Genomic DNA, 20,845 nt, shown 5'->3' on the forward strand with positions numbered 1-20,845 from the left:
GCCTGCAACTAGTCACCAGAAGACTCCCAAGAGCGTGGATCTCATGATAGTTCTTAGCCAATGACTAAGGATGACTCCACGATGGATGCCAAGAAACTATTAAACTCTGCGACTTTATTAGCCTTCACTATTCTCTTAGCTTTTATCCAAGCGATTCATAGCCCATTTAGCTTTATTACAGAAACTCATTATTTAAGTGAGCCGTATGATCAAAAAGGGCTTATCAAGGGTGGGCTTTATCTCATCAGCTATTTAATTAGCTTAGTCGCACTCACTTCAGCTTTATTTATTTCTAACAAATGGATAGCCAATGGCTTACTCGGCCTATTTACCCTGATCTTTAGCCTAGATCTTTTTGTACAATTACTAGGAAGTAGTACCAATGGGATCACGGTCGCCTTGCTATCAACGGCTTTTAACGAAGCTGGGCGTATTTCTGACTTATTGGTGTATCAACAACCGTTGCTTTATACAGTCTTAGCAGCGATTGCCTTATTCAGTATGGCTAGCTTTATTCGTCAATTAATTCCTGTACAACACCAAATTAAGTCTATTTGGAGTTTAAGCTTTTTAGTCATCACCTTAGCGATCATTGCCGTGCTCAGCTCTAAAATCTTCTCGATTAAAACTCAATCTTATCCCGCACCGATCAAAGCACCCTTAGTCCTAGGTAAATACTTTGCGGATTACCGATCTGCCCCCCAACGTGAGCTAGATCCGAAAATTATCCCAGCTAAAGCAGCGCGTTATCAAACGATTATATGGATTATTGATGAGTCAATTTCAGGTCATTACTTATCAGTTAATGGTTATCATCAAGCCAATACCCCGTTTTTGAATGCCTTCCAAACGCAGGCCGATATGCAAAATTATGGAGTGGTTGCCCCAATTTCAAACTGCTCCAATACCTCGAATCTGCTGTTACGTATTGGCTTAACCTCTACAGTACAACAGACATTTAAAACTGCTAAAAATACCTTACCGACCATTTTTCAATATGCTAAACAAGCAGGTTTTGAAACCTATTTAATGGATGCCCAAATAGCTCCCGGAGAAATGCAAAACAATCTAACCGGGGAAGATTTGAAATTTATAGATCATAATCTTGCTTTCCCCCGCTCAGTTCATCCCCAAGATCGAGATCAAGCGCTTTTAAAAGAATTAGTGGGTTTATTAGCAACTCAGCCTAGTCAGCCGCAGTTTATTGTTGCTGTCAAATGGGGAGCACATTGGCCCTATTCTTTAGCTTATCCTAAGCAGCAAACTCTGTTCACGCCAGCAGCTACCGAATCCCTAACTGAAATGAGTATGAAGAATCAGGAAATTATCACTAACTCGTATTTAAATGCGCTGCATTATAGTGTGGATTATTTTTTACAGGGTTTATTGACCAAACCATTAACAGATGATCAGGTAATTTTTTACACCTCCGATCATGGCCAAAGCTTATTTGAACAAGCACATAGCCCCTTGACGCATTGCCATTATGCCAGTGACCCGCAACAGCTACCTTTAGGTGAATTTAAAGTACCGTTAATGGTGTTCGCTTCTGAAGCTAAAACTAAGTTTCCGAAACTAGCTCAGCGCCTCTATGCTCAGGAACATATCTTCCCGAGCACTCTGCAAATGTTTGGTTATGATCCAGCGGTTTATCAACCGTATGGCCCCACCTTAAACCAAGGCAGTGACTTAGACTATGCTCAGTCTTTTGTCTTGGATTCTGGCTTACGGATTAATATCCCCAAAACGGAGTTCCACTCACATTCCAACTAGTGGCTTGGCTTAATTAGCTTGAGCTTAGCGCTGCATGGTCAGCTTAACCTCGACTTCTTGAGCCGTCGAGCCTTCACGCAAAAACTGCAGTTTAACGGTATCATTGAGGGTGTATTTATCCATCGCTGCTGATAATTCACCCGTATTTGTGACCGGTTTACCGTCAATCGCTTGAATAATATCGCCTAAAATCAGCTCATCATTGGCCTGAACAATTGTACCGCGTAAGCCAGCTTTATGGGCTGGAGACTTAGGATCAACCTCCAAAACCAGTACACCTTTCACGCCTAAGCGCTCAATCACCCGCTCATTCACATCATCATTCATGGTGATGCCCAACACTGGGCGAACATAGCGCCCATTTTGCACCAGTTGCGGCACAACACGATTAACGGTATCGACTGGAATTGCAAAGCCAATCCCCGCAGAAGCCCCCGAAGGGCTATAAATAGCGACATTTACCCCAATCACCCGCCCTGATGAATCCAACAGCGGCCCACCAGAATTCCCCGGATTGATAGCTGCATCGGTCTGAATCAAATCTTCCATCGTATTGGCTGAGCCGTCCCCATCAATACTTCGGCCTAAAGCAGAAACTACCCCAGTCGTGAGGGTGTGATCTAAACCAAAGGGATTACCAATCGCTAATACTGTCTGCCCTACCTTAATATCACTGCTACTGCCAATCTGTACTGCAGGTGGCACCTCTTTAGGATTAAGCATTTTGAGCACCGCTAGATCATGGCGCGGACTCGCCCCCACCACCTCAGCCTCAAAAATACGCTGATCAGATAAACGTATTTTGGCAGTTTTATAGCCTTCTACCACATGATAATTGGTGACAATATGCCCTTGCTTATCCCAAACAAAACCAGTACCCGTTCCGCTAGGACGCTCACTGACATTGCGCGTCCAGAAATCGAGCACCTTATCGGTGGTGGTAATATAGACGACTGACGGGCTGGCGGTTTGGAACACACTAATCGTGCGCTCTTCTTGATGAGTAAAAGCAGCCGCTGGTGTGACCTTTAACGGCTCTGCAATCGGCGTATGCCCCGGAATGCGTTGAAAAAAAGGCAAAATTAGCCACGCGAGAACTGCGCCTAATACCAACCAAAAACTATTTTTCCAAACTTGCTTAACCTGCATGGTCCGACACCCTGAACCTTAAATTACTCAACTTTAAACAGGCTTAACTGTGTACGCAAGAGTTCTCGGTCGCCGTCATCACTGATCATTAAATACAGATTGTCTCGAAACTTGGCCAGACCTTCAAAATTATCAATCTGAATTAAACTGGAATACACCCCCAAATCTTGCACTGCACACAGCTCGGCTTTAGCACAAGCGTTTAGGTCGACACGTCTTAAGCTAATCACCATCGGATTGAACAGACCTGACCAAGCACGTTCCAATACCAACACTGATTGATCCGGCAAAATCTCCAAACCAGTGACAGCACTATTCGTTGCTGGATAAGCTGGAAATGACCATTGACGCTGAGCGGAATAAATCATCTGTACCTTATCCGGCTGACCTTTAAGACTGCGTTCAGGGGCAGTGATAAAACCGTATTTCGGATGATAAGCCACCGACTCGAGCATCGAGTTGGGCGAACGATAATTTTTGGCTGTTTGCAGCGCTTTGTTGATAGGAATCACCCCCAGTTGGCGACCTTGCGGCGTAAAACGAATAATCCGTGGGCCATGCTCAAAAGACACCACTAATTGAGTATCACCGGATTTCTTATTATTGGTATTGAGCGCAAACAAACCCTCTGAATCACGTAGTTTAAGCGGCTTGCCTTTATGATCGACCAAAACAGCCGCGAATACCGGATCTACCGCTTGAATGGTGTCGCCCTCGACAGTCAGTTTGAAATGAAAGAGTCGTCCATGATCAGAAATTGCATACAGCAATTGCTCATCCTGATCCCAAGCTAATCCCGATATTTCACTGATGGCCAGTTCCTTAAACACCTTACGCGGGAGCGTGAACTGACTGAGCAATTTAATTTGAGTATAAGCTTTAGGTGTGGCAGCAGTGACAGGGGGTGCACTACACGCCGTTAAAATCAAGGCGGTGACTAGCAAACACCAAAAAGGCTTGATCACAGCTAATAGCTGAGCCTTATACGGTGTTTTATAGGGTGTGTTGCTTGCTGTAAACCAAAGTCTCATATCCGTTAATACATCCTTTGTCAGCATGAGTTTTGTACACATTCAAATTTTTTATTAGTGTCATTCAATTAAGAGTGTCATCCGTTCTAACCAATTGCTACTACTGGTTGAAATAAGATCCAAAATCCCTTGTGGATAAAATCCAAAAAATAATACGATACTCGTAAATAATAACATAATAAATAACTCACGCGGCTTTAGATCGGGAGATTCACCAATGGATGCATGCCGGGTTTTTCCTAAAAATGCTTGGCGATATGCTGATAAAAAATAAGCAGCCGCCAAAATAATACTGAATAAGGCAAGTAAACCAGCACCTAATGAAGCTTCCAATACGCCAATAGTTAATAAAAACTCTGCTGGAAAACCACTCGTACCCGGAATCCCTAAATTCGCTGCACCTAAGATAAAAAAGAAGGTCGTCAATAAGGGCATACTCTTAGCAATCCCACCTAGGCTTGGAATCTCACTTGAACCAACTCGTTGATGAATAAAGCCAATAATGATAAATAAGCCACTGGCAATCAACGTGAAATTCAACAGTTGGAAAATCGCGCCCTGCAAACCTTGTTGATTCATACTCACCACACCGAGAAACACCATCGCCACATGGCTCAAACTCGAAAACGCCAACATCCTACGCAAATTAGTTTGCCCCAATGCGGCCAGCGCACCATACAGCACGCCTAACATGCCCAAACCAATTAAGATATATTGGAAATCCTGAGCAGCACTCGGAGCTAAGGGAAAGGCAAAACGAATCATCCCGTATACGCCTACTTTTAAGCCCACTAATAAAGCCACCACTTGAGTTGGTGCTTCTTGAGCCACCACCGGTAGCCACGAATGCAGTGGAAATAAAGGCAATTTCACAGCAAACGCCAAGGTTAATAAGATAAAAATCGCTGTTTGATAATCATGGGTATGAGCAATATGCAATAAGCGCGTATAATCAAAGCTAATACCTTCTGAAGTTTGCAAAGCCAGCACAACAAACCCCAGTAATAGCGGCACTCCGCCAGAAAGCATAAACAAGGTATACTTCACGCCTGCATAACGCCGATTCGGGCCAATTCCCCACAGACTAATCAGAAAATAAATAGGTAGAACACTTAATTCCCAAAATAAGAAAAATAGAATCGTATCCAATGCACAGAAAATACCCATAATCGCCATTTCAAGTAACAGGATTAAGGCAAAAAATAAGCGAGGTAAATTTTGAATCGCATTCCATGAAGCTAAAATCACCCCAATAAACAGCAAGGCCGTAAAGGGTAAAAACAAGACCGATAAACCATCTACACCTAACAGATAGTTAATATCTAAGGAAGGAATCCAAGGGCTACGCTCCACAAACTGAAAGCCTTCCTGTTGTGGATTAAAGCCAATCACCACCACTAACGAAATAATCAGTGCACCGACTGCGGTAGCCAAAGCGGCCCAACGCGCTTCACGCGGAGCTAGACTCGCGGCGATCAAACCACCTAAGGGTAACAGCAGGAGGAGCAGACTCAACCAAGGGAAAGAAGCACTGCTAAGAGGGATAGTTTCAATCATGATTGGCTATTCCCGAGGTCGCCCGCAATTCATTAAATAATTCCCCCACACCACCCACAGGCTCTGCAATTAAAGTCAACCACGGCACATCATAAAAACCAACCACCACAATCACAATAATCACCGTACCGGCTAAAACCTTCTCCGTCAGCTGTGAAGGCTCAGTATTCCAATGCCGAGTATCGCCCGTCGGTTTAGTTAAAAAAGCCCGTTGAAAAGCATGCAATAAAAACCCAGCAGCAATTAAATTCCCAATCGCGGCAGCAATCGTCACCGGTGCTCCAAAGGTTTGAATTGCCCCCTCTAGTACAAAATGTACGGCATTAAAACCCGGTGTACCGGGCATGCCAACAATAGCTAAACCCGCAATTAAAAAAGCGATCCCGACTAAGGGAATATAATCAAACATACCGCCTAACCGATTTAAACTCGTCGTGCGGGTACGCTGCCAAACTAAGCCCGTCATCAGCAATAGACCCGAAATGGCCAAGCCAAAATTCACCGCCAATAGCACACTGCCCTGTAAAGCCAGCGGGTCGAGGCTAAACAAGCCAATCGTTAAAATACTGGTATGACTGACTACCGCAAAGCCGAGCAAGCTACGCAAATTCTGCTGTTTCAAGGCTAAGAGTGCGGCATAAAATACCCCCACCATCGCAAAACTGACCGCGACATAATGCCATTGCCAGACTGCATGCGGGATCAATGGAAACACAAAGCGTAATAAACCATACACCCCAAGCTTCAAACCCAAGAGATAAATGGGCGCAATCGCTACATTACCGAAACGCAAAAAATCGGGCAGCCAACCATGAAAAGGGAACAAAGGAATACGAATGGCTAAACCATAAAACAGCAGAAAAAATAGAATACCCTCCATTTCTTCTGGAACTTGAATCGTCGCTAATTTCACTAAATCAAATGACCACTCACCCTTAATAGTTGCGTAGTTCCAACCGATTAATAAACTACCCGCGAACAATAACAACAAACCGACGCTCATAAACTGTAAAAAGCGGACTAACGCAGGCATGACATCATCAGAGGCTGGCCAACGCTTAGTCAAATAGGCGACTAAAAGCATTTCAAGCACCGAAATCAGTGAAAACCAAAGTAAATCCAGTGTCACTAATTGACTGACTAAAGTGGCTTGCACCAGCATCATGACCGCAAGTACCGAACTCGCATGTAAGCGCCGAAACAAAATAAACACCACGCAAAGAAATCCCAATAAAGTCGCTAACAGAATAAACAGCACACTCATCCCATCCACAGCCACATGGTATTGGAGCGCGGCCCAAATCCTGAACTGCTCGGAAAATTGCAAGACACCCGCTGCTTGGCTGCTATCAAAATGCAGATACAGCACCAGAGCTAAGGCCATTTCAAGCAAGGAGGCAACTAAGGCCAAAATCATCGCCGTCTTGCCACGAATTCGAATCAGCAGCAACCCAGCGAATAAAGGCACTAACTGCAATAAACTCAATAAGGGCCAAGTGGCTACAAACTCTTTATATTCCACTAAGCATCCCTCACAATACGACCACTAAGGTTGCAGCAATCAAAACCAGCATATAGCGCGGTTGACGTAAATAAGCTTCAATCAGCTCCGCACGTTGCCCTAAGACCGTCGCTAAGCCTGCTAAACCATCACTACTGCTTTTCAGGACTAAGCGTTCTTCAAACCACTCCATCATCTCGGCCAAACGTTGCAAGAGCTTGCCAAACATGCCTGAGCCGATACCGACTTGGCTATTCAATTGCAGGCTACCCGTTTGCAAAGCCTGCATTTGCGCCAAGGTCGACAACATATTCACATGAGACGGCGTACCGGTTAGGCGGTCCACCACTTGCTGATCAAATAACTGTGCTTCATGCGCCAATAACCGAGTTGGACGGACGAGGAAAGTATCTGCCAACCGATCCAACCAAAAGCGTTGTAAACAGGCATTATGTAACCAGACACTCTGTTGAAACCAAGCTGGGGCAGCTGGGGCAGGGCTGGAGGTTTGCTGTAAGAAAGAAGGTGATAATAAAAACTGATAAATCCGCCAAATAGCATGCAAGATTAAATGCACTAAAGCCAAGCTTGTCCAACCAGCAGCAATCTCGATCACCATGATGCCAATCTGCATGAGCGTAGAAAAAATCAGCGAGCTTTTAATATCCGTCTGCATCTGTGCTAAAAACCACGCATAGATCACCGTGGCTAAGCCCACTGCAGCCAATAGCCATGAAATAATCGGCATTTGCTCCAGCATCGGTGATAAACGTAATAATAAATACACACCGGCATGCACCATCACTGAGCCATAAAAAACTCCGCTAGAAGGAGTAGGTCCTTCTAAGGCATGACTAATCCAAGCAGAAAACGGAAATTGTGCTGATTTAACACAAGCTGCCAAGATCAAACCCAATACAATGCTGTTGGTGACTAAACTCGATTCAGCTTGGCTTTGCACCAGCAGCGCTTCCCAGTCAGAATTGCCCCAATATATCAAAGCCATAAAAATAGCTAATAAAAACCCCGCATCTCCCACTCGATTGGTGACAAAAGCACGAGTTGCACTGGTACTTGCATATTCACGCTGCCAAGAATAACTAATCAGCAAATAAGAGCTAATGCCAGCTAACTCCCAACCCACGAAAGTCACCATCAAATTACCACCCAGCACAATCAACAGCATGGCCGCATGGAAAAGGCACATAATCAAGAAAAAGCGTTGGAAACTGGCCTCCCGATGCAAATAATTCACTGAAAACCGTAAAGTAAGCAGAATAATCAAGCTAAACACACTCGCCAGCGTCAAACTGAGTGGGTCAAATAAAAGATTAACACTGGCTTGAACATTGCCACTTTCTAACCAGCGTGAAATCACTACCGTACCTAATGAGCCTTGCATCCCGCTATAAATAACCAAGACTAATAATGACAGTAGCACTAAACTAGCCGACCCCACCGCGATATAAGCCGTTTCACGCTCACCCTTTTCGCCCCGATTCCATTTGAAAATCATCCCCAAACCAATCCACAAACCTGCAATTAAGGGCAAAGTTGGAATCAGCAATAAGCCTAGATGTAGCCAATCAACCATCGCTTAGCCTCCAAATGGCGCAGCAATCGCTTGCACGCTGCTGTGTAATAGATGTAATAACGGCAAAGGATAAAGCCCTAGCAGCAAAGTACCCCCCACCAACACCCCACCAGCGGCCAACTCTAAAGGATGTAAATCTTCAACTTGGCGCATACCTAAATTCACAGGGCCGGTATACAGCTGCTTTACAGTGCGTAGGCTATAAGTCGCGGTAATCAGCATCCCTAAGGATAAAGCAGCCACCAGCCAGCCCCAACGCTCAAAACCACCGATTAAAGCATGTAACTCCCCAATAAAACCGGCCGTTCCCGGCAAGCCCACCCCACCGACCAAGGCCAATACCACCAGTACTGCAAAGCGGGGAGTCGCTCTTAGCAGCGAACCATAATCATTAATATCGCGGGTATGAGTACGCTCATACAGCAAGCCAATCAGCATAAATAAAGCCCCCGCTACCAAACCATGTGCCACCATCTGATAAGCAGCTCCCATTAAACCATTGGTATTCAGCGCTGCGATGCCAATCATGACCACACCCATATGGCTGACTGAGGAGTAGGCAATCATTTTTTTCAAATCGCTCTGTCGCCATGCTAATAAGCCACCATACAGCATGCCAATCATACCCAGAGCCATCATAAAATCTTGGAGATTAATTGCCGCTGCAGGCAGCATTTCAGCACTGCGAATCATGCCGTAAGCGCCCATTTTTAAGAGAATGCCTGACAGCAAAATACTCACCGGACTCGGGGCTTCCACATGCGCTAAGGGCAACCAGCCATGCAAAGGGAATAAGGGCATTTTCACGCCCAAACCAATCATCAGACCAAGAAAAATCAAAGTTTGGGTTTCAGCGGGAATCACCGCCGAAGCACGCTTAATCGACGCAAACAAGAAGCGATGCTCGGGATTGGCATCAAACAGCATTAACAAACCCAAGAGCATAAATACCGAGCCACCCATCGTATACAACACGAAATTTAAGGCAGCTCGCTGGCGATTGATGCCCCCCCAACGATCAATCAGGAAAAAGAGCGGAATTAATACCAACTCCCAGAATACATAAAATAAAGCCCAGCCTTGGGTGATAAAGACGCCCATCGTAGCCGCTTCTAAAAGCAATAAGAGCATGTAATAGGCTTTAATCCGCTCTTTAATCTGGGTAGAAACTGCGATAGCAACTAATGTTAGTAAATTAGTCAGGGCGACTAAGGGATAAGACAAGCCATCGACACCAAACGAAAAATACGTACCTAAGCGCTCATTCCATTGATATTCAGCCACTAACTGGACAGCAGGGTTGGTAAAATCCATCTGCGTCGCTAAAAATACCGTGTAGGCTAAGGTACTAGCAGCCGTGGCTAAAGCAATTGGACGAATCCAAGGCTGCCGATGCTCTGGCAAAAACAAAATAAGCAGCGCGCCCACTACGGGTAGGAATAGCAAGAGAATTAAGAAATCTATCATCAGCTTTCAGCCAATCCGACTGCATGCAAAGAGCGCCGATAATAACTCAGGTTAGCGGCCAGTGAATAGCATCTATCCCTTAGGAAAACTACGCCTATCTGTTCTGAACCACGCAAACTCCAAAATGGTCTATACTTATACTCTGATTAACCCTATAGGCGCCAAGCCTAGCGAGGCCACGATGACCGTAGCAAAAATTATTGAAATCACCTGTTCTTCCCCTACTAGCTTTGACGATGCCATCCAAAAAGGGATCAACAAAGCCAATGAAACTTTAAAAAACGTTAAAAGTGCTTGGGTTGCTGATCAAACTTTACATGTCGACCAAGGTCAAGTCACCGAGTATCAAGTCCGCCTTAAAGTCACTTTTGTACTGGACTAAGCTAGATCAAGCTGTACTTACTGTGAAAATCGTTTTAACTATGGCTTAAACGGTACGGTCAAGGGTGAATCTTTGACTTGCCATTGACCTTTGGCTACATTTTCACCGGTTGCACTATTGAACAGCAGATAACTGTATTTCCCATAATGCGGTAGTTTATTGAGTAACTGCTGCAGAGCTTCGGGTGTACTAGCATCCAACAGCACGATTTGCTGTTGACCTGCTCGCAGCGTCAACGCCAGTGAATGCAAGCCACACGTGTAATTCACACTATTTAAAATATAAGCTGTTTCGCTGAGTTTAAAGGGTTGCTGGGCGCGCTCTAATAACCCTGTCAAACCTTGATTATCGCCGCCCAATAAAACTACTACCTCAGTTGCTGGCAAAGGGGCATCATCATATTGCTGCTTGGGGTTTGTATCACGACTTAAAGCAGTAATCGCCTCCTCCCAAGCCAACTCCATGCCTGCAGGGACTTGGCGAGCGAGTACAAAGGTTTTGGGTTGCGCGTTATACAGCACATTTAAAGCTGCAGGCAGCTCTGCTTCATCAGGTAGTCGCAACAATTCAAACTCAGGGTCGAGTGCAACCGCCAGCGGTGGTTGTGAATAATCTAATTTGAAATTTTGCTCAGCTGTATTGAAATCCAACCAATGGGTTTCGGTATGTCCTTCTTTAAAAGCGGCGACCACTGGCAACTTTAATTGATAAGGCTCGCCCGTTTGAGTTTGCTTGATGGTTAAACTCAGTTGAGCTTTACCTTGATTTTCAGTCAATTGGTATTCACCTAGCGCTAATTGTGGTGCCCCAGTACGGTCTAACCATTGCGCAAAGAAGCTTTGTAGGTTTTGCCCACTGACCTGCTCAAATGCACTTTGTAACTCAGCAAAGCTTGCGTATTTAAACGCATAGTCTTTGTAAAATAGCTGCAAACCTTGCTCAAAAGCCTGTGCGCCCACTTGCTGCCTGAGCATATGAAACAGCATTAAAGCCTTACCATAGCCAATCGCTTGTGTGGTGTGATCATGACGAGTTTGAAAAGCGTTTAAGGGAAAATCTTGCGCATGATGGGTGAAATTTGCGTATTTTTGCACAGTATCGCGCCGATAATTCATCGCCTCACCTTGGCCTGCACTGAATTGATAGTCAGCTAAATAAGCCGTCAAACCCTCACTCCAATTGCCATGTGCGCTATCGACATAAACACTATTTCCCCACCAGTTATGTAGAATTTCGTGTGGGAAAGAACTACTCAAAATAAATGGCAAACGCATCACTTTAGAACCCAACAAGGTAAAAGAAGGTAGCCCCCAACCCGTTTCCCAAAAGCTTTCGACCGTGACGAATTTGCGATAAGGATAAGCCCCAAGCTGCTTAGAATAGCCTGCCAAATATTGATGAGTCGCTGCTAAATATTGTTTCGCTAATAGGTCATCGGCCGTTTGCAAATAAACTTGTGCAGTCGCATATTGCCCCACCTCTGTGTAAACCTTAAAAGGCCCTGCTAAGAAATAAATCGCAGCTTGCGGTTGAGTTGCTTGCCAAGTCGTTTGAATTTGCTCGCCTTGACTTAAACTGACCCAATCTTTAGGTAGCTCAGCACTTAATGTAAAGCGATGCAAGGCCTTAGCCGTATCGGGATACCATTGGCTATGGGCATCTAAATACACACCCTTGGCATCAAATTGTACACAAACTTGAGTCAACCAAGCACAATCAGGAGTAGACTGGAATTGCCCGCTATAGCGGAGTGTAAGCTCGGCTTGCTTAGCGCGATAGTGCTTTAAACCCTGTGTATGGCTTAGCAACTCTAGCGCTGAATTAGGCTCTAAGTTAAAACGGTCACTCAAGCTAAATTGCCAAGTTTCCGCTGCAGTACTACTGAACCTAAGCTGATCAATCACCGACAAATGATGAGATGCGAGATCAATCTTTAATTTCAGCTGATGCTGCAAATAAACTGAGTTTGAGTCATTCGTTAGGGTAGCTGGCGTTGTTGCTTTGGCCTGACTCAAGCCCGCCAAACTTAGGATTAGCAGTGCGCAGATCGTGAAAACTCTCATTAAGATCATAGGTTCATCCGATTATCTAAGGGATATGCGTGTTTTTCCGACAGGGTGCTACCATAACAAATAGGGCAAGGAGGCATCTGTTAGCACACAGAGTTCATACTCTACCTGACATCAAGATTCGCTTAAGGATACAAAATACAGCTATGACACTGCGATATCGAATGACTTCATTTTTAGCACTGATCTGCCTCTTCACGAGTCTGACCCTTAGCCTGATCTCAACTCATGCTTTTGCCACTACCGTAGAGCATCGCTCTTTAGGGGAAGTGAATAGTTTTTTAGATGGTTGGAAGCCCGTAGCGATTGATGGCAATCAGCAAATCAGTTTTCCAGAACTCATGCAAAGACTACAAACTAGGCGGGTTGTTTTTGTCGGTGAAACCCATGATCGCTATGATCACCATATCAATCAGCTGTTGATCTTGCGCTCGCTGCATCGGCAAAATCCTAAGCTTGGAATCGGCGTGGAATGGTTTCAACAAAGTTTTCAGCCCGTTCTTAATCATTATTTAGCGGGTAAGATCAGCGAGGATCAGCTACTCAAGCAAACCGATTATTATAATCGCTGGCGTTATGACTTTCGCATGCTGCGCCCAATTCTTGAATATGCCAAAGCACATCAACTGCCGGTGATTGCTTTAAATGCACCTGCAGAACTCACCAGTAAAGTGGGTATGTATGGTCTTGAAAGCCTCAGTAAAGCGGAGCGCGCCCAGCTACCGGCTCAAATCACCCCCGCTGAAGGTTCTTATCTGACTAAGCTACGCCAAGTATTTGCTGATCATCAAGGGCATGGTCAATTTGAAAACTTTGCGATGGTACAACGCATTTGGGATGAAACGATGGCAGCTAATATCGTTCGATTCCTACAAACCCATGATCATACCCGTATGGTGGTATTTGCAGGCTCAGGGCATGTGAGTTCAAAGGCGGCCATTCCCAATGATGTGAGTCGACGCCTACCTAAAGTGACCAAAGCGACCATTCATAGTGTGGATGTACGTGAACGTTTGAATGATGACGTTGATTATCAACTACTCACACAGTTTCTCAGCCTACCGCCCACAGGTAAGCTCGGTGTATGGTTAGTACCTGCTCCACAGGGAGTAGCGATTGGCAAACTTGTGCCGAATAGTGCGGCGGATAAAGCGGGTCTCCATGAAGGCGACAAAATTACCAGCATCAACGGTCAATTAGTCTCGAGTGTGGCTGATTTATATAACGACTTAGCTAAATATAAACCGGGCGAAAACATTAAGCTCGGGATCAAATCACCCGACTTCAAAGGGCAACCGCCTCGTGAGGTGTTTTACACGCTCAAGCTGCAATAGGCGGTTCAATAGAGAAGCTCAATAAGGTCGTTGGCCTAGCCAATTCCCTGCAGGGTAGTAATTACAGACCCAAATTTGCCCTAAATCCCCGCAGACCGCCGCTGCACAGCCTAATTCTTGCGTATTGCGCCATACCATTTGCGTATAATGTCCGCATTGTGCACCTAATCGACATTGATGGCTGGCATAGTCATAATCCTGCACTTCATTAGCCCAAAGCGCTGCAACTCGGCTAGGGCTAATCGGTTCAAGCTCGATCCGTCCATCGCTCCAGCGGCGTGGTCCTGACCAAAATAGATTCTCCCCAACTTGCCATTCGTCTTTGCCCAACTCCTGACGATGATGCATTTGACAGGCTGGCTGACTCGCTAAGGTAGCGGCCCAAGTTTGCGCATAAGTCGCTAAGGGTGCTGACCATTGTAGGCTTGGTAAACCTAAAGGCGCACGGACAGCATTATGTGCAGTTAACATCAGTGTAGCATTCAGCGGCAAAGCGCGTGCAGGCACATTCGGAGCGAGCGTACAAGCTGCTCCTGTTATAGTCAGTAAGCAAACAAAGGCAAGGCGTTGCATACTTTAGTGCACAAAAGGATTAGTGCGACGCTCAGCCCCAATCGTCGTATTCGGTCCATGGCCAGGGACCACCGTGACTTGATCCCCTAAGGTCCACAACCGTTGCTTAATAGAATTCATTAACTGTTGATGGTTTCCCCCCGGAAAATCAGTACGCCCCACGCTGCCCTCGAACAGTACATCCCCCACAAACACAATAGCTGCCTGCTGATTAAATAAAACCACATGACCGGGGGTATGTCCGGGGGTATGCAAGACCGCAAAACTTTCCTTGCCCACCGTCAAAGTATCACCTTGCTTTAGCCATTGGGTTGGCCGAAAGGCCTCATGGGGTGGAAAACCGAACTGCCGCGATTGAATCGGCAAACCATCCAGCCAATAAGCATCTGCTTCATGCGGGCCGATCACTGGAATTTGATAATGTTCTGCAATCGGCATCGTGCCACCGACATGATCTAAATGGCCGTGAGTGAGCCAGACTGCAATCGGTTTCACCCCTTCTTTTTCAATCGCAGCGATGAGCTTAGGTACATCGCCACCCGGATCGACCAACACACATTCTTGGGTTGCCTCGCACCAAATAAGACTGCAATTTTGTTGGAAGGGCGTGACCGGAATTTTGAGGTATTTCATGCGCAAACCTAAGTAGAAAATCGGAAAAGGCTAACATTTTAAGGGTTAGCCCAGTGTAGAGCTAGTGCCGTTAGTTAAACGACACTGGCTATAACCTGTGCTAGCCTCCCGTGCTGGACTCAAGGTGCGAAATAATATTGATAATCCGCACACTGCTTGATCACATCCTTAAAATATTGCGTATCTTCATAAGCACGGATCTGCTTAAAGTAAGTGCCTAAGCCATTTTTCTTGGCAAACTTCACGGCCTTAGCGTATTTGTCATTGCTTCCATGCGGCCAGTACTTGTCAAGATCTGTTCCTTTCCTCTCCTGCTGCTTATAAAACTCATCTTCCTCGATTTTTGCCAAGGCATACAGAGTTTTGACTGTTAACTCTCGGTTACTAGCGTGTTGTAAAGCGAGCTCATAGTGTTGACGTGCCTTACTAAAATCAATTTCACCCTCACGCCAAGCCATCGTCGAGCGTTCTGTCTTGATCAACATTGGGGAATTCCCAAACCAAGTCATATTGTAATAGGCCGTCCCCAATAGAAACTGATTCTGAGCATCACTCGGATTAGTCTTGGCCTTGGTTTCCAAAGCTTGCATTGTATTAATCACTTCCAGCAGGGTCATCGGTTTGGATTTGACCCGATTATTACCACTGCGCCCGGTGGTAAATGGGTTATAAGTGGTTTTGAAGAGCTTATTCTTGGCCTCCAAAGCAGCGGCTTTGGCTTGGTCCAATAAACCAGCGGCTAGATACTTCCGAGCAATCAGTTCGTTGGGATCGTTATTCAGCACAAATTGATTGGTTTCATAGTCAATGCTACCGAAGGCCTTAGCAAAATCTGTCACCATCTGTTGTTCCCAACGATTGGGCGCCGTTTTGGCTTGCAAAGCTTGCAGCTGTCGAATTTCACCGACCTTAATCTCATCCAGAACAATATCACCTCGTTGTTTAGCAAGATAAGCTTTACCGGGCTGTTTGGCCTTGATATACAGAGGTTCTAACTTAGCATAGGTATAAGTCATAATGTCCTGCGTGCGGCGCTTATACTCATTATTGTAGGCATCCTCCTCACCTCCTTGGTTAAGCGGTTTTTCTAGTGCGACCACGGCCGTCAAATTGTCAGCTATCACCTGCTCACCGGCTGGGTCAATGGCGCTCAAATTTTCAAGATAGATCCAATGCTCCAAGGGTTGGACATAAGGCAGGCGGGCATCCTTCGAATAGGTAGAGAGAAAACCACTGACATCAGCTGAACTCAACGGCTGTGCCGATAATAACTTTAGATAAAGAGCCGCATAATCGGATAAAAATAGATCCTTACGCTTTTTATCCTGCCTGACCTGCTCAAGCCATTGGCTAAATTGGGTGAGATATTGACTGCGGCGCTCGCGCAGCTTCTGTTTAGCTGGCTCAGTTTTAGCTTCTTCATAGGCCTTAAGATCGTCAATCAGCACCTCTCGATTGATCCCACGTGAAGCCTGTAGCCACGGATCGGCCTGATTACCAGGTAGGTGATCAGCAAACTGAGCAAATTCCAGCTCACGGAATAGCAGGGCATCAAACCAATCTGAATCGGGAGCCAGCGCATACACCGATTTCAGCTCCTCCAAAGAGTTAGCATTGACCCGTAGCGCCCGCACAAAATGCATCAAGGCTTGTTCATCCTTGTTCTGGCATAATGCCATCAAAGCCTGCCATTCTTCGTCCGTTTTAATACTGAAATTCAGCTGTGCCTGCAGCTTTTTGGTGTCAGTTTTAGCCAGCAGGGTAGCAAACTGATAAGCTGCCTCGGCCCTTTTCCCAGTACGCTGTAGAGCGCCGGCATACAGTAAACCTGCCCAGATAGCAACTTCTTTGTCTGGTTGCTGGAGATCAGCTGCACGGCTTGAGTATTCACTCAGAACGGCTGCATATTGCCCCGTGTAATGCAACAGGCGGATCAGCAAATAAGTATAACGCTGGCGTAAAAAAGCATCCTGCTCGGTTTTAAGCTGTTGATTAATTTCAGTCAGCACTTCGCTGCCAAGCTTCAGATTTTCTGCCTTTTGCTGCTGTTGCTCTTCCTTAGTCAGCCAGCGTGGATCGCTTTGATTAGCAACAGGCTCTTGTTTCGCCACGATCCCTAGATAGGTTTTCACGGCAACGGGTTGAGTGGCGAGCTTTTCCTCATTGCGCTCATAAACAATGGCTTTGGCCTCTTCCGGTGAGACCTTGAGATAAGTCCCCCAGGCTTGCAGGTTATAAGTTTCGGTGACTTGATCTTCATCGTATTCATCATTGGTATAAGACCCCGGGAAATAACTTCGGCGGCGCACAAAGTGCTGCTTAACTAATTCACCGTACAAAGCATCCAGACTCTTCGAGTAATAGAAATACTCGGTTTCACTCCAGCCACAGGAAAAAGCCACAGCAGAAAATAGACCACTGGCCAATGCTAGGCTCCAGAATAGCTTTTTAAGGTAGTTCATTGTGGCTGGCTCCTTGATGAAAAATCGGCAGCAATAGCTGCCAGTTGGTCTGGTGTAAAGCGATTGGCATCCTGCAGCGTATAAAAAATAAGCTCATCGGGCTGCATAACAGTCTTCAACTGCTGGGCAGCCTGTTGCAAAGACTTAAGGTCAACAGTGTCCACTCGTAGTTCATCCTCGGGGTAGAGATAATATTCCTGCCAATAATGCCCTTGTGTCACCGTATAATGATGCTCATCCAAACGCTCGGTTTTAGCCGCGTTAGGCTCGGCACTATTGGCTAAATGTACCAACTTACCTCGGCGGATCACGCGAGTTTGCTGATACAGCGGTAGGGCAAGATCGAGCGGAAGCGGGTATTTTTCAAAGTTTTGCAGATAAGTTTGACCGACAGCAGGATCGAGGATGTAATTTTTTGTTTCAGGGTCACGAATATCGCTCATATTGTAATACATCAGTGCAGCTCGTTCGGCAGGCGGCACACCAGTACGGGTAGCGTATTTGACTTGATGCAAGCGCAAAGTCACGCTCAAATGCGGATAGTCGGCTTTTAAGCGCGATAAAAAAGCGAAATAGGTATCGCGGGTCTGCTCGGTCCAATCACAATCCATCTGCAAACGCTGATAGGTTTGCGGCGGAATATGGCTCAGAATTTGTGCATATACCGTCTCTAGTACATCCGCTTTTAAAGCATTATTGTCTAGAAATACGACGGGCGTGATCGGTAGGGACGGTGGTGTGCGTAGATCCGTCGGATTAATCGACAACTGCTGATCTCGATAGCCTATATCCAACAGCTTAAGGTAAAGCTGCGCAGGTGCGTAAGTTTTCAGGCTAGCAGGATCATCGGTGTAGCTGTTCGCCCAATGGTAATAACTGATCTTAGGCGGAAGACCCGAAAATTTACTAGCTTTACTCTGTTGCCAATAGACTGCCGCTGAGCCAATCGCCAGCAAGCTAATCAGCACGACAAAACGGTGAGCGGTCCGTGATCTCAAGCTATCAAACATGGTTTTTCATCCGTTTGCGACCCTCGCGTCATAATACAAACATTTTCAAACCGAAATAGTTCACCCATAGTATAGGTTTATGTTGGACAGGAGGAAGAGGAAGTCTCGCTAAGCTGACATGAGAAAACACTAGGTAGCTGCGCTAGATTACATCTGGAAAGTTATTTGAGTTAGGATAAAACCATGACTGTTACTTTAAAAACTGAGTTTGATGCCGTCTTAGAACCCTTAGGCAAGGATGCAGCTGAGTTTTTTCTAGCGGCTAGTTTATATCACGCACAGAAAATCAGTTTTGCCGCTGCTGCTGCTTTAGCCTGTTTAAGCTTTAAAGAGTTTTTGTTTCGTCTACGTGAGCATTTTGGGCGTGGCCTAATAGTTACGGATGAAATAATTGAGGAAGACTTAGAGACGGTGGCTGAATTATTGGCTGAGCAAGCATGAAGGTTGTTAGCAATGCTAGCCTGTAATTTTTCTAGCCAAGTTAAATGCTTCTGATCTTTTGGGAATTGTTTTGCAGAGGTGCATACTCCTGAGGCTGTATTAAGGGAAGTTGGTGAATTAACCCTACCACTAAGCATACAAGTGACAGCAATTTCTGAGTTCGGCAAGTATTATGTAGCGGGTGCAGTAGGGGCACTGCATGTCGGTGATTTAGAAGCGATTCGCTTAGCCGATTTGTAGCGCATCTTGATGCTTTCATAAACCAACATGGCATGTGGCTATCTACCAAGATGTTGGAGTACTTGAAAAAGGTTGCTAGTGATTAAGTACAGGCTATGCATCCTATCATAGGATTTATTGACCTGAAGCAATACGAAAACCAACATTCCCCAATGCATCTGAAGGCTGTCTACTACCACGAGCAGATGAACGTAGTTCGTTTGCCCCGAAATGGTAAGGAATTCTGTATAACTTCGTTTTGCTCATCAATCAAACAAAGGCTTTGAATCTGTCTTAAAACAAATCCTAAGAATTTGTCCTATTTCCCCCCCCTTGCTAGAGTGCGTTAATAAGCAAATATTTAGATTCTAAGCAATGCTCGACTGGCTCTTAGCAAAACTCCAAACTCTGCTGCTTTGGGTAGGTGGCCTAGCCACCATTGGCCTAGGCATTTGGTTTTATCCCGCCATTAAAGCACAACTCAGCGAAACTAAAGCGGCCACCGAAACCAAGCTTGCGATCCCTGTTTTGAGCCTTGAGCAAACCACACAGCTGATCAAAATTGCTGAACCGAAGGTACGCGAACCACGGGCTTGGGCAAGCGACTTGCTAACCGTCTTAAAAGAACATGGCCTCGAGCAAAGCCGCGAGAATATTTGTGCCGTAATTGCGATTGCTGATCAAGAATCCGGTTTTGTGGCTAATCCTGCCGTACCGAATTTAGGGAAAATATCTGAGCAAGCAGTGATTAGTAAATTAAAAAAATTCTCACTACTGGGCGATGGTGCAGTAATCTTTCTAAATAAATTCCCCAATGCCAATGACAGCTTTATGCAGCGCATCCGCAAAGCGAAAACCGAACGTGATTTGGATTTAGCCTATCGGGATTTGATGGGTGGCCTGAAAGATTATGCGCAGCAATATAAACTCAATTGGCTGGTGGATAATCGTTTCGCCAATAATTTTATTGAAAGTAACAATGAAATTAATACGATTGGCTCGATGCAAGTCGCGGTGAGTTTCGCGGTGCAATTTGAGCGTGAACAGCGCAAAGGCAAAGCGCTGAGTTTAGAGGAGATGTATCAAGTCCGTGACAAACTGTATACCCGCAAAGGTGGTTTGTATTACGGCACACTACTCCTACTCGGTTATGAAACGGGTTATAACAAAAAAATCTATCGCTTCGCTGATTTTAATGCTGGGCGCTATAGCAGCCGTAATGCTGCCTTTCAAACCATGCTGGCTAAACTAGCGGGTAAAGCCCTTGCTAGTGATGGTGATTTATTGATTTATCAGCAAGATGGCGATGTTGAAATGACCGTGAGTGGCACTGAACAAGCCCTACGCATGGTGGTAAAGCAATATAATTTGGGCTTTAAAGACTATCAGATTCGCCGTGATCTACTGAAAGAAAAGCAGTTGGCTTTTAATAGCACCCCTATTTATCAAGCAATTTTGAAAGTTTATCAGCAAACAACGGGTCAAGCACCGCTTTATGCGCAACTGCCGGGGATTGAATTACATAGTGAGAAATCCTCGCGGATTCTGACCACTGCGAAGTTTGCCAATACGGTGAACATGCGCTATCAGAGCTGTGTGAATCCTCCTTAATTTAGCACTTAGTTTCGCTGCGTGCAGAGCACAAAACTG

At 45.5% G+C, this 20,845-nt stretch carries 16 protein-coding genes; 5 read left to right on the top strand and 11 right to left on the bottom strand.

The window, feature by feature from the left end; genetic code table 11:
- Window positions 1-81: 81 nt before the first annotated feature.
- Window positions 82-1,773 (top strand): sulfatase-like hydrolase/transferase, encoded by a 1,692-nt coding sequence (locus B5D50_RS13710; protein WP_159448642.1) that lies wholly within the window; start codon window positions 82-84, stop codon window positions 1,771-1,773.
- 24 nt (window positions 1,774-1,797) lie between these two features.
- Here the strand turns inward: B5D50_RS13710 and B5D50_RS13715 are convergent, their stop codons facing one another.
- From B5D50_RS13715 to B5D50_RS13740, 6 genes are read right to left on the bottom strand one after another with little or no spacing between them, the layout of a single operon-like run.
- Complete coding sequence (locus tag B5D50_RS13715) at window positions 1,798-2,922, bottom strand: S1C family serine protease (protein ID WP_078923212.1); 1,125 nt, start codon at window positions 2,920-2,922, stop codon at window positions 1,798-1,800.
- 23 nt (window positions 2,923-2,945) lie between these two features.
- Window positions 2,946-3,953 carry an esterase-like activity of phytase family protein gene (locus B5D50_RS13720; protein WP_078923213.1) on the bottom strand — a complete coding sequence of 336 codons (1,008 nt, stop codon included), beginning with the start codon at window positions 3,951-3,953 and terminating at the stop codon, window positions 2,946-2,948.
- A gap of 60 nt (window positions 3,954-4,013) precedes the next feature.
- Entirely contained in the window at window positions 4,014-5,510 is a 1,497-nt protein-coding gene (locus tag B5D50_RS13725) for a complex I subunit 4 family protein (protein ID WP_078923214.1), read from the bottom strand.
- Window positions 5,503-7,032, bottom strand: a complete 1,530-nt coding sequence (locus tag B5D50_RS13730) for a complex I subunit 4 family protein (RefSeq protein ID WP_143594367.1) — start codon at window positions 7,030-7,032, stop codon at window positions 5,503-5,505. The genes B5D50_RS13725 and B5D50_RS13730 overlap by 8 nt, the downstream gene beginning before the upstream one ends.
- A gap of 10 nt (window positions 7,033-7,042) precedes the next feature.
- Window positions 7,043-8,605: a proton-conducting transporter transmembrane domain-containing protein gene (locus B5D50_RS13735; RefSeq protein WP_078923215.1), complete on the bottom strand. Its 1,563-nt coding sequence runs from the start codon at window positions 8,603-8,605 to the stop codon at window positions 7,043-7,045.
- A 3-nt stretch (window positions 8,606-8,608) separates the two neighbouring features.
- Window positions 8,609-10,072 carry a complex I subunit 4 family protein gene (locus B5D50_RS13740; protein ID WP_078923216.1) on the bottom strand — a complete coding sequence of 488 codons (1,464 nt, stop codon included), beginning with the start codon at window positions 10,070-10,072 and terminating at the stop codon, window positions 8,609-8,611.
- Between the two features lie 181 nt (window positions 10,073-10,253).
- Here B5D50_RS13740 and B5D50_RS13745 point away from each other — a divergent pair, with 181 nt between their 5' ends.
- Window positions 10,254-10,454 carry a dodecin family protein gene (locus B5D50_RS13745; protein WP_078923276.1) on the top strand — a complete coding sequence of 67 codons (201 nt, stop codon included), beginning with the start codon at window positions 10,254-10,256 and terminating at the stop codon, window positions 10,452-10,454.
- A gap of 38 nt (window positions 10,455-10,492) precedes the next feature.
- Here the strand turns inward: B5D50_RS13745 and B5D50_RS13750 are convergent, their stop codons facing one another.
- The gene (locus B5D50_RS13750; RefSeq protein ID WP_078923217.1) at window positions 10,493-12,526 is read right to left on the bottom strand and encodes a M1 family metallopeptidase; all 2,034 of its coding nucleotides are present in this window, start codon (window positions 12,524-12,526) and stop codon (window positions 10,493-10,495) included.
- Window positions 12,527-12,669: 143 nt separating this feature from the next.
- Here B5D50_RS13750 and B5D50_RS13755 point away from each other — a divergent pair, with 143 nt between their 5' ends.
- Window positions 12,670-13,857 (top strand): ChaN family lipoprotein, encoded by a 1,188-nt coding sequence (locus B5D50_RS13755; protein ID WP_078923218.1) that lies wholly within the window; start codon window positions 12,670-12,672, stop codon window positions 13,855-13,857.
- 18 nt (window positions 13,858-13,875) lie between these two features.
- Here B5D50_RS13755 and B5D50_RS13760 read toward each other — a convergent pair whose 3' ends face one another.
- From B5D50_RS13760 to B5D50_RS13775, 4 genes are all read right to left on the bottom strand, one after another.
- Window positions 13,876-14,430, bottom strand: a complete 555-nt coding sequence (locus B5D50_RS13760) for a CAP domain-containing protein (protein WP_078923219.1) — start codon at window positions 14,428-14,430, stop codon at window positions 13,876-13,878.
- Window positions 14,431-14,433: 3 nt separating this feature from the next.
- Window positions 14,434-15,063, bottom strand: a complete 630-nt coding sequence (locus B5D50_RS13765) for an MBL fold metallo-hydrolase (protein WP_143594368.1) — start codon at window positions 15,061-15,063, stop codon at window positions 14,434-14,436.
- Between the two features lie 119 nt (window positions 15,064-15,182).
- Window positions 15,183-17,525: a hypothetical protein gene (locus B5D50_RS13770; protein WP_078923221.1), complete on the bottom strand. Its 2,343-nt coding sequence runs from the start codon at window positions 17,523-17,525 to the stop codon at window positions 15,183-15,185.
- Complete coding sequence (locus tag B5D50_RS13775) at window positions 17,522-18,535, bottom strand: hypothetical protein (protein ID WP_078923222.1); 1,014 nt, start codon at window positions 18,533-18,535, stop codon at window positions 17,522-17,524. The genes B5D50_RS13770 and B5D50_RS13775 overlap by 4 nt, the downstream gene beginning before the upstream one ends.
- Window positions 18,536-18,718: 183 nt before the next feature.
- On the opposite strand from B5D50_RS13775, the gene B5D50_RS13780 reads away from it, so the two are divergent.
- Together B5D50_RS13780 and B5D50_RS13785 are read left to right on the top strand one after the other, a co-directional pair.
- A complete protein-coding gene (locus B5D50_RS13780; protein ID WP_078923223.1) occupies window positions 18,719-18,976 on the top strand; it encodes a hypothetical protein in 258 nt (85 codons plus the stop codon).
- Window positions 18,977-19,570: 594 nt separating this feature from the next.
- Window positions 19,571-20,806, top strand: a complete 1,236-nt coding sequence (locus B5D50_RS13785; RefSeq protein WP_078923224.1) for a DUF1615 family protein — start codon at window positions 19,571-19,573, stop codon at window positions 20,804-20,806.
- Window positions 20,807-20,845 lie beyond the last annotated feature (39 nt).

It is taken from the genome of Thiothrix eikelboomii (assembly GCF_900167255.1).
GTDB lineage: Bacteria > Pseudomonadota > Gammaproteobacteria > Thiotrichales > Thiotrichaceae > Thiolinea > Thiolinea eikelboomii.